Raw genomic sequence first — 16802 nt, forward strand, 5'->3', positions numbered from 1 at the left:
AATCGGAAAAGCCGTTAAAACCTGGCGAAATTGCTTCATTGGCAGGCATTGAAAGAGCTGATGTGGACAAAGCCATTAAAGTTTTAAAAAAGGAAGAAAAAATCTTTTCACCAAAAGCCTGCTTTTATCAGGCAAAATAAAACTTTTTATTCAGGGATATTTTTTTCATTCTGCCGGCAGGCAGGTTTATTTATTTCATTGACAACATTAGCGGAAAGATTGCTTGAGAATTTGTTGAATCTTTCAATTTATTCTCTCCTCAATTAAAATTAACTTCAGAACAACATCATTTCATACTCAGTACTGTTTAGCGGAAATAATGTAAATACTTTCCCCGGAAAGTAGTATTATACCTCAAGGGCAGGATTGAAAGCAGACTGCTTATCTCTGTTATTTTAATATTGCTTTACCTTGCTTTTAGTTAAGTCAGATATAAGTTTGCTCTGTAACTGACCGGCTTTAACAAGACCAAAATCATCATAAACCAGACACAATCAATTTCTTATAAAATAAACTTGCAAACAGCCATAAAGATTTTTTAGTTTTGATTGGGATAAATCTACCAATATCAACCTAACAATGTAGATGATGAAGTGGCAGTTTCTGACAATTCTCTTGATGACAATACAATTTACAGGGATGGCTACTTCATATACTTCAGTTTCGAACGGAACATGGACGAATACATCCACATGGTCGCCAGCAGGCTGTCCGGGAACTTCAGATCAGGTAGTAATTAACCACACTGTTACCTTAAACACCAGTATCGGGCAACCCGGTCTGGGAAGTATGATTATCAATTCTTCCGGTGCATTGATAAGTGATGGAAACAACCGGTCGATCATCATGAAAACAGGCGGGACTACGATTATTTACGGAGTAATCAACATCGAGCAACTTGATGTAAAAAATCTTGCCAACAATGGTACCTTTACCATTGCTACCGGAGCAACGGCAACTTTTTCATCCATCGTAACAGGAGGAGGATCAGGCTCCCTGATTGTCAATGGCAATTTAACGGCTGGAAATGTAAATGCTATTACCATTACCGGTACAGGAACAGTAACAGGGACATCCTATTCGGGAGTTTCATCTATTTTCGGCATTACATCACTTGTAAACGGCACAACCTATTACGGAATCAGATGGACGGGAAACAGCTCGAAAGAGTGGAACAATACTTCAAACTGGCTGAATGGTGTTATCCCCAACAGTTATCAGTCGGCCAATATTCCTGGTGGATGCAGCAATTATCCTGAAATTTCAGATGATGTTTCCATTAATGTTCTTGAAATTTCCTCAGGAGCCTCGGTTACAGTCTTACCAGGTTACACCCTGACGGTTATCCAGAATATGATAAATAAAAACGGCTATTCCGGTATTATTCTGAAATCCAATTCATCAGGTACAGGTAACCTCATCACCGACTCTCAGGTGAGTGGCACTGCAGAAAGATGGCTTGGCGGAAATTCCTCCATCAAGCCCTACCACTTCATCAGTTCTCCGGTAAACAACGCATCCTTCAGCACTATCTGGCAAAATGGTGACTATAATGTCTATTACTATAATGAAACCGATACCAGTTCTGACCTTGATATCGGCTGGCAAAGAATTTCCGGAGGCAATCTTGAAAATGGAAGAGGCTATGCAGTGGTTAGCCATTACAGCTCCCGAACGCTAAGTTTTCAGGGAACACTGAATAATGCTGCAATAAGCAAATCAGTAACCTATACCAACTCTTCCGGTCCTTTCAGTAAAGGAGATCCGAGGGGATGGAATCTTGTGGGAAATCCTTTTCCCTGTGCCCTGAGTTCGTCAGCTTTTATCAGCAGCAATTCTCAAATCATTGATTCCTATTATCATGCTGTCTATTTCTGGAATGATCTGGACGGAAATATGGACAGAGCCAGTGATTACGCAGTAAGAAATTCAGTAACGGGGACACAGGGGGCAAAAGACGGTATCCAGCCAGGGCAGGGCTTTTTTATTAAAGCCTCCACCTCAGGAAACCTGCAATTCCTTCCGTCACAAAAAACCTCGATTGACCACAGTCCTTTTTTTATCAACGAAAACATCTACGATCTCTCTGTATTTGTGGAAGGTCCCGAAAACCTGCAAAATGAAATCAAATTCGTCATCATTCCGGATGCTACCACCGGCCACGATAAAATGTATGATGCGCTGAAACTCAGGGGTAATCCCTTTATTGCCCTTTATTCTTTTGTTGAAGATAACCCTGAACAATATATCATACAAGGTCTGCCTCCTGTAGAAGATGAAATCATCATCCGTATCGGATTGATGGCAGGAAAAAATGGTGAGTATTTTTTCAGTATCGGCAATACAGCCCATTTTTCTGCTTATCTGGATGTTTTTTTGGAAGACAGAATTACCGGAAAAATGATTGATCTGAAAATGGAGAATGGATATAAAGTCGTGCTGAAAGCGGGAGAATATAACGACAGGTTTTTCCTTCATTTTGTGAATAGTTCGCGAAACGCACTGGATGTCGTTGAAGCGCCCCATATTCAGCTAACCAGCCATGACAAACAGGTTATTTTATCCAACTATACCTCCGGAAAATACAAAATCGGCATGTATTCAACAGACGGAAAACTGCTCTTTCAGTCGGAAATAATGCCGTTTTTTACAGAAGTTATTCCCTCTGTAAATACAAAGGGAATAGTCATCCTGATTCTTCAAAACGAATCACACCGGGTTATCAGGAAAGTATTTCTTAACTGAAAACCGCTATTTCATCCATTGTAAGGCATAATATTTTGGCGTCAGCTTTTCTCCCGTGGCTTTTTCAATCATTTCATTCCATGGGTAGAGAGAGCCGGGCTTGAAAACTTTTTCCAGCAAATATTGGCCGACTTCAGGTTTTCCGGCAAAACTCTGATTTCTGTAATCATCCGATTTCAGAATGTTTTTGACAATATAAAAATAGAGCTGGGATGACAAAAGTTCACCAAGCAGATAATTGTGATAATAGCAGGGCGAGGTAGCAATGTGAATTTTTGAAGCCCAGTCGGGAGCATTCCGGTCAGCGGGACGTTTCAGTAACTGATATTTTTCCACCAAATCCCACCAGAGTTTATTCAGATCCTGATCCGGATTTTCATACAATGACTTTTCAAAACGATACATTACCTGACTCCAGCGGCTGAATACCAGCATTTCGAGGCGGGTCGTCTTGTAACAATCTTCCGAGATTTTGGCTTTTTCAACGCTGTCAATACCAACCATATCCATCAGCCATTGCGGATTGGAAGCCATTTTGCCAAACATCTGTGCAATGGCTTCGGTAGTGAAGGTATGAGCCGGCTCCCGCAAAATAAAGGGAAGATTCATGTCGATATATTTATCGTAAACAGCATGTCCGTATTCGTGAAGCATGGTATTCATCCAGTAGCTGTTAGGCCTGATGTTGCAAAGTACCCTGACATCTCCTTCATTGTCAATATCAATACAGAAGGCATGTTGATTTTTCCCTGGTTTCTCATATAAGTCACTGTTTTTGAGAATGCTGCTGATATCCAACCCAATTCCTGAATAATAATTTGAGGTTAGCTCTTCCAGGTTTTTGTCTTTGTAATATTTATCAAGGTCAACCGGATAAAGGTTTGGAGCTTCCTGGAAAAAGCGGTTCTGGTAATGCCAGGGCATCAGTTCTTCGGGTTTAACTTTATATCTTTTTGAAAAATACTCATCAATAGCTTGTTTTTCTTTTGAAAAAGCATCGGCAGTCAATTTATCCAGTTCATCAAAAAGCTTCAGGATTTCTTCAGGATCTTGTTCCCTCAGTTTTAAAGACATCTCATGAAAATTATTGAATCCCAGCTCTTTAGCAGCTTCATTTCTCATTTTAACCAGCCTGATGACATCTTCCGAAACCACTTTCCCAATGTCTTTATGGGCAATCCATGCCTGTTTTAACTTATCACTATTGGTTTCATTACGTAAAATTTCTTCAATTTCATTGTCTGAAAGGGTATCTCCATTGACAACTGCACGATAGGTATTGAATTTTTTCTCAATTTCCGTCTGCAGTTTTATCATTTCTTCAATTTTCTTTTCGTCAATCTGATACATTTTGTAAGAGTTGTAAAGTACATCCAGCTGACGGGCAAGTGTAGGGTCTTTTATAAGCCCTGATTTTTTGAATTCATCAAGTTTTGCAAAATCTTCCTTGTCTGAAAAGATTTTACTCATCTGAATCTGAAGCTCAGATGCCTTGTTGAAGTCTTCATCTTTTCCGCTGACGGCTGCAGCAAAATAGGCTATATTCCCCTCCTTATACAGAGGAACGTATTTAACCAGAAAACTGTCGATAAAAGTGCTGAATTCTGCTTCCATTTTTTTGATTTTTTTCTCTTTGTTGCACGAGGAAAACAATACCATTCCCGCCAATAGCAACAATAAGGCTAAACTTTTTGTTCTCATTTTCTATTTTTTTAAGTTTTTTTGACAAACAAAGGTATAACTTTTTTAAACGGAAATGTTTGAACAAAAAAACCTTAAAAATTAATAATCTTTTGATGCTTACGGCTTTTCACAGAGGTATCATCATTAAGTCCGGACAATATTTCTGTTGTACGACATTGCCGTAAACACATCGTTAACTCTTATTTCCTTCCTTTCCTTAACACTTCCTTTTTAATATGCTGAATGTGTCCACGGCCAAGGCCTTTGACTTCACATCCGAGTTCAAAATACCTCCTGATTTTCGCATCATCGAGAATAGCAAAACAATCTATAACGGCAATTGGTCCGCCTGCCCACTTAACCACATCATCAGGTTTCAGATCCAGATAATGACGGTGAGGTACAGCAAAAATGACTGCCTCCACCCCATCAAGGGCTTTTTTCAGATCTTTTTGGATTTTAATCTGATTGAGTCCATCCTGACGCCTGAAAAAGCGTTTCCATGAAAACTTCCATGTTTCCTGTTCCTCAAGCTCAACCCAATGTTCGACATAGGGATCGTGAATACGAATATCTGCACCAAGTTCTTTTATCCTTCTGACAACCAATTCACTACCACTGTAGCGGGTATCACCTACATCCTGCCTGTAGCTGGCTCCGCACACCAGTACATCCGAACCGGCAATATGAATATCAATATTCCGCAGGGCATCCCGGGTCATTTCAGCCACATGCAAGGCTCTTGTATCATTAATATCTATGGCCATCGGGGTAATTCTGAACACCTCATCCCCGTCATTAAAGCCAAGAATATGTTTATATGCCCAATAGCCCAATCCACCATCTTTCGGCAGGCAATATCCCCCGACACCCGGCCCCGGGAACATGATATTGGAGTGAGTAGGCCTCATTTTAATAGCTTTATAGACCTTCACAAGGTCAACTCCGTTTCTTTCAGCAAAAAGGCTCCATTCATTCATAAAGGCAAGTATGCTTGCACGGTAAGAATTTTCAACAATTTTAGTGGTTTCCGACTCTATCGGCCTGTCCATCACTGTCAGCGGATAATCTTTTACGTTTATCACTTCTGAAAGAAACTTTTCCACCCTGATTCTGGCTTCATCGTTACACCCGGAGCATACCCGCCAGAAATCACGGATACTGGATACATAATTTCTCCCAGGCATCACCCTTTCAAAACTATGGGAAAGCAAAGGCAATGTTTTTATACCTCTTTTTCTGAAAGCTTTTTTCATTATCGGCCATGCTACCAGTTCAGTCGTCCCGGGAGCAACTGTCGTTTCGATCAGTGTCAGACAATGGGGTTGTATTTTTTCACCAATGGTTTTGATGGCTTTTTCAAGTGCTTCCATATCCGTTTCACCACTTCTCATATTACCCAGCTCATTTTTATGAAAATCACACTGCACATCCACTACTACCACATCGGCCAGTTTAAGACAATCGTTATTCCAGGTGGCAGTCAGGGTCTTTTTTTGCAACACAACCCTTTTTATCACTTCATCAACTTCGGGATCTTCAGCTCTTACCGGTGGCTTTCCTTCATTGATAACCGGAATTTTCCAGAATGAAGCAGGTGTAGGTAAATCGCAGCCAACAACAAATTTTGAAGGTTTTCCATCTTTTTCCGTATCAGCAACGATGGCAGCCATCACCGCACCCACAAAGCCAACACCGAGTACCACTACAATTTCTTTCCCTTCTGCTCTGGCTTGATCGCTCAATGTTTTTAGCCGCTGAAATTCTCTTTCATTATCTTCCTTTGAAGGTATCAGAAACTGACGTCCATCCGGACTCACAGATATGTTTGATTTTGGTGACATGTTATATTTTATTGAAAATTTAAGGAATTTTTAAAGGTGCAAAGGTAATTATAATAAAATCAAAGCTACTGACTACCTTTGCCAAAAATTTTTTCTTGCTTAATTTTACTGATTATCTGATTTTATTTTTGTCGGGTTGTGCCGGTGGTATTATTGCAGGCTTGCTGGGAGTGGGCGGTGGTATTATCAACGTTTTTATCCTTACTTTCTATGCCGACAAACTTGGTATTGAAGCACACGAACAGGTCAGGTTTATCCTTGCCAATTCTCTTTTTGCCATCTTTTTCAGCAGTGTTTTTGGCTCCATTCAGCAAATCAGAAATAAAAACTTCTTCTTTAAGGAAGTTGGTATTACCGCTATCACCGCAATTATTGCCAATGCCTTTGTTTCATGGACAATACTTCAGTTTGAATGGTATTCCAAGGAAAGATTCAGTCTTTTCTTTGTGATTATTTTATCGTTGCTGACTATCCGAATGATTATCACCGTCTCCAACCACAAGAAAAAACAATTTAATGACACCATTCCGATTAAAGTTTTATCCCCGCTCGGCTTGCTTGCAGGTGTGTTTTCTGCATTGTCAGGACTTGGCGGAGGCGTGATTATGGTACCGTATATGTCTGATTTTTATAAACTTAAAATTAAAAAAGCTACATCCATTTCCCTGGGGGTGATGCCCTTCATGACCCTGACCACTACCTTGTTATATGCCTTGTTTGAATCAGACCATCAGGTTTCTGCTTTCGGATATGTAACACCTGCTGTGGTCATTCCCATGACACTGGGTGTAATGCTTTGTGCTCCCCTTGGTGTCAGACTGGCTGGAAAATTGTCTGAAATTTTTATTCGTATTGCTTTTATCTGTATTATTATTGTTGTGATTTACAGGATGTTAAGCCGAATTGTCTGATATGCCTTTGTTTTTATCCATTGAAACATCTGCCGAAATTTGCTCGGTTGCCATTGCTGAAAACCAGGCAATTATTTCTTCTTTATCTGATAGTGAACCAAACAGCCACTCCAAAAAACTAAGCCTGCTCACTCAGCAGGTCTTACAAATGAGCAAAACTTCCATAAATGAGATGGATGCCATAGTGGTCAGTGCCGGGCCAGGCTCTTTTACCGGACTCAGGATTGGGGTTTCATTCGCTAAAGGCATTTGTTTTGGCTCAGGAAAGCCTTTAATCTCAGTTGAAACACTTCAGGCAATGGCTACTTCTTCGGAAATAAACCTTGCTGAAAATGAATTGCTTTGCCTGATAGCTGATGCGGGCAACAATGAAGCCTATTATGCAGTGTTTGACCATCAAAACCATCAGTTGGTCAGTACCTCACTCGGATTCTTTAATGAAGAAATTTTTAAATCCTTTCCTGAAGCTGAAAAATACTATTTCTCCGGTAATAAAATTACCAAATGGACAAGCTTCCTTCAGAGTCGTCAGGAGGTGATAATACTGCCTGAAATGAAACCATCTGCCAGTTATTTGTTCAAATCTGCTGAAGAAAAGTTTAAATTGAATCTGTTTGAAGACCTCAGCAATTTTGAGCCGTTATACATTCGTGATTTTAAAGCCAAAGACTACTCAGCTAAAATCAGAAAAATTTTATATTCATCATAAAACCAAACACTTAAATTATTTTGACTTGAAACAACTTTCTTTAGAAAACTTTAAGGATTTTATTGCAAAAGGATACAGGATAGTTGATTTGCGTTCACTGGATGAGTTCTGCATTTCCTTTATCCCCGGATCAGTTTTTATAAATATTGATAACGATTTCGAAAAAAACATCCATGATTTTCTCTATCCCGACCAGGCCATTTTAGTGGTTTGCCATCCGGATAATGAGCAGGTAATTACAGAAAGATTTTTAAAAGCAGGATTTAACAATATTGCAGGTATGCTTGAAGGCGGTTTTGATACCTGGTTAAAATCCGGTGGGCCAATTGATGTGGTGATTTCTATCAGCGGTGAGGAACTTTTACTTGATTTGAAATATGGCAAGGTTCAATTGATAGATATACGTCCGAAAGCTGAATACGACCTCCGGCATATTGAAGACAGCGATAACCTGACTATTGAAATGATTATCAACCATTATGACCAGATTGACAGCAAAGGTGAAATTTGTCTGATTTGTCAGGATGGGTATAAATCGATGTCTTTGATCAGCTACCTGAAAATCAACAATCTGCATAACATTTACCACCTTGAGGGAGGATTCAGCAGCATTGCATTTCATCCGGATTTTGAGATGACTTCCTCTCCGACCAATAATTAAACTTTCGGCATCATCTCAATGATTTTGCCATCCGTGGTCAGATACTGTCTCATACAATCGGCAGTCAGACAACTGTGGGCAGGAAGGATACATAATATTTCACCCACTTCAAATGACTGATTTTCAGGAAAAGATATAATACCATGTTCCTGAGAAACTGATTTGATATATACATCTTTTATTGGCTCATCCCATCCCCTGCCTTTGAACCTGCAAACCGCTCCGAAATTCTTACTTCCATCCGGATTTACTGCGTAATCTTTTGACAGATGAACTGCTCCGCCATTAATAACTGCTTCTTTTCGTTCAGGATACACGGCCACTACCGGACAGGCAAGAGCCACAGCAATATCACTCCACTGACAGACTCCCAGCCTGAGTTGCTGAAGGTCATAAAAAATAAAATTCCCGGGCCTGATGATGTCGATTCCTTCGAAACTATCGATAAGTGAACAGGATGGTGTATCTCCGCAACTTATCTCCATTTCAGGCTTAAGTGCTGAAAAAATGATTTTAAGTCCTGCAAGTTTTTCAATGGTTTCCTTTCCTATCCGGATAATTTCTTCTTCATTCCCAGCCTGATAAGTATTTCCGGAATGGCAATGAAAGCCTTTAAATTTCAAATGGGTGTCCCTTGTTAAATCTATAATGTTTTCAATGGTTTCAAGGTCGTCAGGATCAATACCGGAACGATGATAGCCATTATCAATTTCGATCAGATAGAAAGTTTTGTGATTGATGCCTGAAGAAATTTTCGAAACAGTTTCGGTACAAGAAATCAGAACAGTCAGGTGTATTTTCTCCGAAAGAGAATTGATCAGTTCAATTTCATCCGGATTGACAGGAAAAGCCACTGTAACGTTTTTCCAGCCGTGACGGGCAAAATACTCAGCCATTTTTAAAGAAGAAACGGTAATGGCCTCAATGCCGAGGTCAGCAAACCACCTCCCGATTTCAGCCGACTGGTGTGTTTTAAAATGAGGTTCGAGACGGCAGCCATTTTTTTTTGCCCTGAGAAGCATTCTGGCCATGTTGTTTTCACATTTGTCTTTGTCGAGCAGTAAAACAGGCCTGTGAATATTCATAAATGATTTGATTTAATGTCAAAAGTAAGCATTTTAAGCAGCGTATCAGCATAAGCAAAATTTTAAAAAAGTTATCCACAAAATTTGGTTATTCGAATCACGAAACAATATCTTTGTGGGAATTTGTGGGAATTTGTGGAAACACGGAAACAGATTTTTAACAAAATTTTCTTATGCCCGGACTTTTAGGAGAATATGAATGCAGACTTGACAGTAAAGGAAGAATAAAGCTTCCCACTGCCCTGCTGAAACAGCTGCCAGCCGAAGCAGACGGAAAATTTGTCATTAACCGTGGTTTTGAGCCTCATCTGGTTATTTATCCTAAAAATGAATGGGAAAAAATTACTGCAGATATTGATAAGCTGAACAACTACAACAGGAGCACACGTGAGTTCAGGCGATTTTTTTACCGCGGGGCAAGTGAACTGGTAATTGACTCAGCAGAAAGGCTTCTTCTTCCGAAAAGCCTTCTCGAATGGGCAAAAATCGACAAAGATGTGGTCTTGTTTGCCCATACCAATATGATTGAAGTCTGGGACAGTGAGACCTATAAAAACCTCCTGAGCAATGAGCCTGAAGATTTCGCACAACTTGCTGAAAATGTTATGGGTAGTAAAAGAAATGATGACTCAGACAGTTAAATATCATTCACCTGTATTGTTGGAAGAGAGCATTAGAGGGCTGAACATCAGGCCGGATGGTATATATATCGATGTTACTTTCGGTGGAGGCGGACATTCGGCAGAAATCCTGAAACATTTAACTACAGGAAAGCTCATTGCTTTTGACAAAGACGAGGACTGTCCGGCAAAAGAAATACATGACAGCCGGTTTGTCTTTATCAATCATGATTTTATTTACCTGAAAAACTTCCTTAATTACCTGAATATCAAAGAAGTTGATGGAATTTTAGCCGATTTGGGAGTGTCGTCTCATCAGTTCGATAAGGCTGAAAGGGGTTTTTCCTTTCGTTTTGATTCGAGGTTGGATATGCGGATGGACAAAGAAAGCAGCCTGACCGCCTATGATATTGTGAACACCTATCCGGAAGAAAAAATAGCTGAAATCTTTTATCTTTACGGAGAAATCAGGGAATCGAGAAAGCTGGCCTCTCAGATATGTCAGGCAAGAAAGGAAAAAAAAATAGAGACTACCGGCCAGCTCTATCAACTGATTAGCAGAAACTTCCCTTTAGCTCAACAGAAAAAGAAGGCTACCCTTGCCTTTCAGGCACTCAGGATGGCAGTTAACCATGAACTGGAAGCACTTCAAATCCTGTTAAGCACAGCGGCCAAAGTCCTTGTAAAACACGGAAGGCTGGTAGTCATCAGCTATCATAGTCTGGAAGACAGAATGGTAAAAAACTTCTTTAAAACTGGCGATTTCAAGGGGGAAGAACTATCAGATCCTATTACAGGAGAACAAAAACAGATATTCAGGGTCATCACTCCGAAAGCCATCAGGCCATCAGAAGAAGAAGTTGCTTTCAACAGCAGGGCCAGAAGTGCGAAATTAAGAATTGCTGAAAAAATCTGAGTATGAACGAGTTCAGGGAAAACAAGAAAGAGAAAAAAGAAAGGGGGGTAAACAAACTGTTCGATTTTGATTTCAAAATCACACGTGAAAGTATTCCACGTTTTCTTCCTTTTGTCATGTTCATTGTTTTTTTAATCATTCTCTACATTGCCAATAAATACTATGCAGAAAAATCATATCTGGAAGAGGCAAAACTTAAGCAAAAAGTGAAGGATTTAAGGGCAGAATCTCTGACCACCAAAGCACAACTGATTAATAAAACCAAATACTCTGATATTGAAGCCCGTGCCAAAGAAATCGGGCTGGAAGAAATGAAAGAACCGCCTAAAAGAATACTTGTAAAAGATGAATAATACCAAAAGCAACATATTGCTAAGGGTTTACCTTTCCTTTGTAATTTTCATTGTATTAGGTATTATTATTTTATTGCAAATCAGCAAAATACAATTTAAAGAAGGGAAATACTGGCGTTCATTGTCCGACAGTATCAGCCTGAAATACATGGATGTTGAAGCCATCCGGGGAAATATTTATTCAGCTGATAGAAAGCTGATGGTTACTTCCATACCAATTTATGAAGTACATATCGATTTCAAAACCTTGTGTTGGGAAGATCAGGCTTATTTTGACCAACATATTGACTCATTCTCATTTCTGATGTCCCAGCTTTTTAAAGATAGAAGTGAACGGGAATACAGGTTGGAACTGACAAAAGCAAGAAGGAGCAAATCAAGGTATTTTGCACTAAAGAGAAATATCAATTTCAATGAACTGAAAAAGCTTTCCGGTTTCCCATTTTTCAGGGAGGGAAAATACAAAGGTGGTTTTATTGTCGAACAAAGAACAAAAAGGATACAGCCCTTCAATCTTCTGGCAAAACGGACGATAGGTTTTAAACGGCCAGATTTGAGAGGAGTAGGTATAGAGGGTGCTTTTGATAAAGAACTTGCCGGAAAAAGCGGGAAACGTCTGATGCAGCGTATTAGCGGAGGCAACTGGATCCCTGCCGATTTTGACAATGCCCTTGATCCGGAAGACGGAAAAGATATTGTTACGACAATTGACATTGATATTCAAGACATTACAGAAAATGCACTTTTAAATGCACTCATTCAGCATCAGGCACAAAACGGATGTGCGGTGGTCATGGAGGTTCAGACCGGACACATTTTAGCCATTGCCAACCTGAAAAAAGACGATAAAGGAAATTACAGTGAAGAATACAACTATGCAGTAGGCGCAAGTACAGAGCCCGGTTCAACATTTAAGCTCGTTTCTGCCTTGATTATGCTCGAAGACGGAGTGGTCAGCCCCAATGATGTTATCAATACAAAAAACGGAGAAGTCAAGTTTTTTGACCGTGTCATGAAAGACTCCAAACCCGGGGGTTACGGAGAAATAACTTTCAGGCAGGCTTTTGAAGTATCTTCCAATGTAGCCATATCATCACTTGTATATCAAAACTATGGACATCGTCCACGCTATTTTCTTGACAAAATTGAAAAACTTGGGATCACAAAACCCTTAAATATTGAAATTCCCGGGGAAGGTAAACCTGTATTTAAAAAACCCGGGCAGGCGGGCTGGTCGGGAACGACTCTTCCATGGATGTCGGTAGGCTATGAGCTTCAGATGACCCCCCTGCAAATATTGACATTGTACAATGGTATTGCCAACAATGGTATAATGATCAAGCCCATTATTGTTAAGGAAATCTGGAAAGTCAATAAACTGGAAAAAAGCTTCAAAACAGAAATTCTGAACGATAAACTATGTTCTCAGAAGACCCTTCAGACCCTGAACGGATTTCTTACCGGTGTGGTGGAGCATGGAACAGCCAGCAATATCAGGTCTTCCTCTTACAAGATAGCAGGTAAAACAGGGACTGCACTTGTTGCTACCCGCGGAGGCTATGAAACAGAAAGAATTTATCAGGCTTCCTTTGTCGGATTTTTCCCTGCAGAAAATCCGAAATACTCATGTATTGTCGTGATTACCAATCCAGCCTCCGGGCAAATATATGGTTCATCCGTTGCGGCTCCTGTATTCCGTCAGATTGCCGATGCAATTTTTGTCGGGGAATACAAAAAATATCTGACCACGGGCTACGATTATAAACCTGATTATCAAAGTATAGGAATCGTTTCAAAAGGATACATTGACGACATTTTACAACTCAGTTCAATTTTTGGTCTGACCATGAAAGGTCATACGATTTCAGGGGATTTTGTCAGGGTAGAAAAAGGAAGCGGCCAATTGTTAGTTTACGATGCTTCAAATGACAACAGACTGGTACCTGATGTTACCGGAATGTGCCTGAGTGATGCCATATATCTACTTGAAAACAAAGGGCTTAACGTAAATTTTACCGGAACGGGGAAAGTCATTTCGCAAAGCCTTGCACCCGGAACAGCTTTTCAGAAAGGATACAAAATCACATTAAGATTAGGGAGTTGAAAACAATACAAGACATATTCAGAACAACCGACTTCCGGCTGATAAAAGGTAATCTGCAGCAGGAAATAAAAGGCCTTGCCTTCGACAGCAGAAAGGTCGAAGAAGGATTTGCTTTTTTCGCCATCAGAGGTACCCAAACGGATGGACATCAATATGTAAATCAGGCAATAAGTAAGGGTGCTTCCCTGATAGTTGCTGAAGAAACAGATAAAAACTGGGAGGCTGGTGCCATCATTCAGGTAGCAGACAGTAACCTTGCTTTATCGCTGGCTTCCTCTGCATTTTATGATTTCCCTTCTGAAAAACTGAATCTGATAGGCGTTACAGGTACTAACGGGAAAACAACCACTGTAACACTTCTGTATCATCTCTTTAAAGGGCTTGGCTATTCCTGCGGATTGATTTCAACTATCCGTGTCTTAATCAACGACAAGGAATATCCGGCTACGCATACGACCCCTGACCCTGTTCAGCTTAATTCATTTTTCAGACAAATGGCCGATGAGAACTGCTCTTTTGCCTTTATGGAAGTGAGCTCACATGCCATAGCCCAAAAAAGAATCAATGGTCTGGCATTCAAAGGAGGAATTTTTACCAACATTACCCACGACCATCTTGATTATCACCTGACATTCAGAAACTATCTCGAAACCAAGAAAAAATTCTTTGATAATCTTGATAAAACAGCCTTTTCGCTCGTAAATGCAGATGACAGAAACAGTAAATTCATCCTTCAGAATACTCTTTCAGTAAAAAAGACATTCGGGCTGAAAAGTCCTGCAGACTTTAAGGCAAAAATCATTGAAAACAGCATGAACGGCCTTCACCTGAAGATAGATGACTCAGACTTTTATTCAGAAAAGCCGGGTGTTTTCAACGCCTATAACCTGCTTGGTGTATATGCTGCAGCCGTTATGTGCGGGGAAGATAAATACAAGATACTCGAATTACTCAGCCGTCCGGTAGATGTTGATGGCAGGTTTCAGCTGGTATTTAAAAACCCGCAGTACAGAGGAATTGTTGATTATGCCCACACGCCCGATGCACTTGAAAATGTATTGAAAACCATCTCCAATGCCAGAGAAAAAACTCAGAAGATTATCACCGTTTTCGGTTGTGGGGGGAACAGAGACAAAACCAAACGGCCTGAAATGGGGAAAATATCGGTTATCTATTCCGATAAGGTCATAGTCACCAGCGATAACCCGCGTGATGAAGATCCACAGGATATCATCAATAACATTCTTGAAGGTATTCCTTCCGGTGAAATGGAAAAAGTTCTGGTCATTGCCGACAGGGAACAAGCCATTAAAACCGCCTGTATGCTTGCTCAGTCAGGAGATATCATCCTGCTGGCAGGAAAAGGACACGAAACCTATCAGGAAATCAAGGGTGTAAAACATCATTTTGATGACAGGGAAATTTTACTGAAATATTTAAAAAGTTAACATCATGCTCTATCATTTATTCGCATTGATCGACCGGTATGTTGATTTTCCCGGCTCAGGCCTCTACCAGTTTATTTCGTTCAGAACGGCCATGAGCGTTTTGTTTTCATTATTCATTGGTTTATTTATCGGCAAAAAATTCATCCTTTTCCTGCAATCGAGGCAAATTAAAGATGAACAAAGGGAACTCGGCCTTCAAAATCAGTTCGACAAAAGCCATACACCTACCATGGGAGGAATCATCATCATCCTGTCTATTCTGATACCGGTTTTACTTTTCTCCGACCTGACCAATGTTTACATTCAGCTGCTGACCATCTCAACCATCTGGCTGGGAGCAATCGGATTTTTTGATGATTACATCAAGGTGTTCAAACATAAAAAGGAAGGTCTGAGGGCCAGGACAAAAATTATCGGTCAGTTGTTGCTGGGAATCATTGTAGGAACAACCATTTATTTTCACAATGATGTGGTCATCCGCGAAACAATGAGTGAACAGGAATATCAGGCAAAGACACATGAGCTGGAGTTTCAGCATGCCAAAACCACCTATCTTCCTGAAAAAAGGCAATATGTCGTAGAGCATAAATCCACAAAAACAACCATTCCATTTATTAAAAACAATGAGCTGGACTATTCAAAAATTCTGAAATTCACGGGAAAAGATTATTACAAATATGCATGGCTGATTTTCATACCAATAATCATTTTTATTATTGTTGCAGTATCCAACGGAGCCAACCTGACAGACGGACTTGACGGGCTTAATGCGGGTGTTTCGGCCATTATTGTGCTGGTATTAGCCATTTTCGCCTACGTTTCAGGTAATACCATTTTTTCCAACTACCTCAACATCATGTACATCCCCAATCTGGGTGAAATAGCCGTTTTCTCAGGTGCCATGATAGGTGCTTCCATTGGATTCCTTTGGTATAATGCTTATCCCGCACAGGTTTTTATGGGAGACACGGGTAGTCTTACCCTTGGCGGTCTGATCGCCATCATGGCCGTTATAGTACGGAAAGAATTACTTATTCCGCTCCTCTGCGGTATTTATCTTATTGAAAGTCTGTCTGTTCTCATTCAGAGATATTGGTTCAAATATACCAGAATCAGGTACGGACAAGGGAGACGGATTTTTCTGATGGCACCACTGCATCACCATTATCAGAAACTCGGATATGTCGAGCCAAAAATTGTTGCCAGATTCTGGATTGTTGGCATTTCCCTCGCCATCCTCACTTTCATCACCTTAAAAATCAGATAATGACATTGGATAAAGTCAAAAATATTGTGATTCTGGGAGCCGGTGAAAGCGGTTGCGGAGCCGCTCTGCTGGCCGCAACGAAAGGATTCAGGGTTTTTGTATCTGATGCCGGTGAAATTAAGCCGAAGTATCTGAAAGAGCTGCAGGAAAACCATATTGATTTTGAACAAAAACAACATAGTACTGAAAAGATACTTGGGAGTAACTTAATCATAAAAAGTCCGGGAATTCCTGAAAAAGCTGAAATCATGCAGCAAATCAGGCATAAAGGTATCCCGGTCATTTCAGAAATTGAGTTTGCAAGCCATTTTACCTATGCAAAAATTATCGGCATTACCGGCTCAAACGGAAAAACAACCACTACCTCATTGATTTATCATATTTTGCAAACAGCAGGATTAAATGCAGGGCTGGGTGGAAATATAGGAAAAAGTTTTGCCCGCCTGCTGCTTGAAA

The 16802-nt window shown here is 40.2% G+C and carries 15 protein-coding genes; 12 read left to right on the forward strand and 3 right to left on the reverse strand.

Annotated features, from left to right (window positions below):
• Together GX437_13480 and GX437_13485 are read left to right on the forward strand one after the other, a co-directional pair.
• A partial coding sequence (locus GX437_13480; GenBank protein ID NLJ08665.1) for a MarR family transcriptional regulator occupies window positions 1–140 on the forward strand: 140 nt, incomplete at its 5' end.
• 478 nt (window positions 141–618) lie between these two features.
• Window positions 619–2745 carry a hypothetical protein gene (locus GX437_13485; protein ID NLJ08666.1) on the forward strand — a complete coding sequence of 709 codons (2127 nt, stop codon included), beginning with the start codon at window positions 619–621 and terminating at the stop codon, window positions 2743–2745.
• Between the two features lie 6 nt (window positions 2746–2751).
• Here the strand turns inward: GX437_13485 and GX437_13490 are convergent, their stop codons facing one another.
• Window positions 2752–4446, reverse strand: coding sequence for a M2 family metallopeptidase (locus GX437_13490; GenBank protein ID NLJ08667.1), 1695 nt, complete (start codon window positions 4444–4446; stop codon window positions 2752–2754).
• Between the two features lie 182 nt (window positions 4447–4628).
• Window positions 4629–6272 (reverse strand): nucleotide sugar dehydrogenase, encoded by a 1644-nt coding sequence (locus GX437_13495; protein ID NLJ08668.1) that lies wholly within the window; start codon window positions 6270–6272, stop codon window positions 4629–4631.
• A gap of 95 nt (window positions 6273–6367) precedes the next feature.
• On the opposite strand from GX437_13495, the gene GX437_13500 reads away from it, so the two are divergent.
• Genes GX437_13500 through GX437_13510 form a run of 3 tightly spaced genes read left to right on the forward strand, consistent with a single transcriptional unit; the run spans window position 6368 to window position 8553 of the window.
• Window positions 6368–7183: a sulfite exporter TauE/SafE family protein gene (locus tag GX437_13500; protein NLJ08669.1), complete on the forward strand. Its 816-nt coding sequence runs from the start codon at window positions 6368–6370 to the stop codon at window positions 7181–7183.
• A 1-nt stretch (window position 7184) separates the two neighbouring features.
• Window positions 7185–7892 carry a tRNA (adenosine(37)-N6)-threonylcarbamoyltransferase complex dimerization subunit type 1 TsaB gene (tsaB, locus tag GX437_13505; GenBank protein ID NLJ08670.1) on the forward strand — a complete coding sequence of 236 codons (708 nt, stop codon included), beginning with the start codon at window positions 7185–7187 and terminating at the stop codon, window positions 7890–7892.
• 25 nt (window positions 7893–7917) lie between these two features.
• The gene (locus tag GX437_13510; protein NLJ08671.1) at window positions 7918–8553 is read left to right on the forward strand and encodes a rhodanese-like domain-containing protein; all 636 of its coding nucleotides are present in this window, start codon (window positions 7918–7920) and stop codon (window positions 8551–8553) included.
• On the opposite strand, the gene GX437_13515 is transcribed toward GX437_13510, so the two are convergent.
• A complete protein-coding gene (locus tag GX437_13515) occupies window positions 8550–9638 on the reverse strand; it encodes an alanine racemase (GenBank protein NLJ08672.1) in 1089 nt (362 codons plus the stop codon). The two genes, GX437_13510 and GX437_13515, sit on opposite strands and share 4 nt — an antisense overlap.
• 173 nt (window positions 9639–9811) lie before the next feature.
• On the opposite strand from GX437_13515, the gene mraZ reads away from it, so the two are divergent.
• The 7 genes from mraZ to GX437_13550 form a co-directional block, all read left to right on the forward strand.
• A complete protein-coding gene (gene mraZ / locus GX437_13520; protein ID NLJ08673.1) occupies window positions 9812–10279 on the forward strand; it encodes a division/cell wall cluster transcriptional repressor MraZ in 468 nt (155 codons plus the stop codon).
• Complete coding sequence (gene rsmH / locus GX437_13525; protein ID NLJ08674.1) at window positions 10260–11174, forward strand: 16S rRNA (cytosine(1402)-N(4))-methyltransferase RsmH; 915 nt, start codon at window positions 10260–10262, stop codon at window positions 11172–11174. Before mraZ ends, rsmH begins: the two co-directional genes overlap by 20 nt.
• A gap of 2 nt (window positions 11175–11176) precedes the next feature.
• The gene (locus tag GX437_13530; protein ID NLJ08675.1) at window positions 11177–11527 is read left to right on the forward strand and encodes a hypothetical protein; all 351 of its coding nucleotides are present in this window, start codon (window positions 11177–11179) and stop codon (window positions 11525–11527) included.
• On the forward strand, window positions 11520–13631 hold the full coding sequence (locus tag GX437_13535; GenBank protein ID NLJ08676.1) for a transpeptidase family protein: 2112 nt from the start codon (window positions 11520–11522) through the stop codon (window positions 13629–13631). Before GX437_13530 ends, GX437_13535 begins: the two co-directional genes overlap by 8 nt.
• Window positions 13628–15079 carry a UDP-N-acetylmuramoyl-L-alanyl-D-glutamate--2,6-diaminopimelate ligase gene (locus tag GX437_13540; protein NLJ08677.1) on the forward strand — a complete coding sequence of 484 codons (1452 nt, stop codon included), beginning with the start codon at window positions 13628–13630 and terminating at the stop codon, window positions 15077–15079. The genes GX437_13535 and GX437_13540 overlap by 4 nt, the downstream gene beginning before the upstream one ends.
• Window positions 15080–15083: 4 nt before the next feature.
• Window positions 15084–16346 (forward strand): phospho-N-acetylmuramoyl-pentapeptide-transferase, encoded by a 1263-nt coding sequence (locus GX437_13545; protein NLJ08678.1) that lies wholly within the window; start codon window positions 15084–15086, stop codon window positions 16344–16346.
• Window positions 16346–16802 (forward strand): UDP-N-acetylmuramoyl-L-alanine--D-glutamate ligase (locus GX437_13550; GenBank protein ID NLJ08679.1); only part of this gene is annotated, 457 nt, incomplete at its 3' end. The genes GX437_13545 and GX437_13550, both read left to right, overlap by 1 nt.

This window comes from Sphingobacteriales bacterium (genome assembly GCA_012517435.1).
In the GTDB taxonomy this organism is placed as follows: Bacteria; Bacteroidota; Bacteroidia; order CAILMK01; family JAAYUY01; genus JAAYUY01.

Excerpts from the sequence above, each read along its gene's own strand:
- tsaB (NLJ08670.1), top strand. The coding sequence starts at position 7,185 with ATGCCTTTGTTTTTATCCATTGAAACATCTGCCGAAATTTGCTCGGTT.
- GX437_13515 (NLJ08672.1), bottom strand. The coding sequence starts at position 9,638 with ATGAATATTCACAGGCCTGTTTTACTGCTCGACAAAGACAAATGTGAA.
- GX437_13530 (NLJ08675.1), top strand. The coding sequence starts at position 11,177 with ATGAACGAGTTCAGGGAAAACAAGAAAGAGAAAAAAGAAAGGGGGGTA.
- GX437_13490 (NLJ08667.1), bottom strand. The coding sequence starts at position 4,446 with ATGAGAACAAAAAGTTTAGCCTTATTGTTGCTATTGGCGGGAATGGTA.
- rsmH (NLJ08674.1), top strand. The coding sequence starts at position 10,260 with ATGATGACTCAGACAGTTAAATATCATTCACCTGTATTGTTGGAAGAG.
- mraZ (NLJ08673.1), top strand. The coding sequence starts at position 9,812 with ATGCCCGGACTTTTAGGAGAATATGAATGCAGACTTGACAGTAAAGGA.
- GX437_13545 (NLJ08678.1), top strand. The coding sequence starts at position 15,084 with ATGCTCTATCATTTATTCGCATTGATCGACCGGTATGTTGATTTTCCC.
- GX437_13485 (NLJ08666.1), top strand. The coding sequence starts at position 619 with ATGACAATACAATTTACAGGGATGGCTACTTCATATACTTCAGTTTCG.
- GX437_13535 (NLJ08676.1), top strand. The coding sequence starts at position 11,520 with ATGAATAATACCAAAAGCAACATATTGCTAAGGGTTTACCTTTCCTTT.
- GX437_13495 (NLJ08668.1), bottom strand. The coding sequence starts at position 6,272 with ATGTCACCAAAATCAAACATATCTGTGAGTCCGGATGGACGTCAGTTT.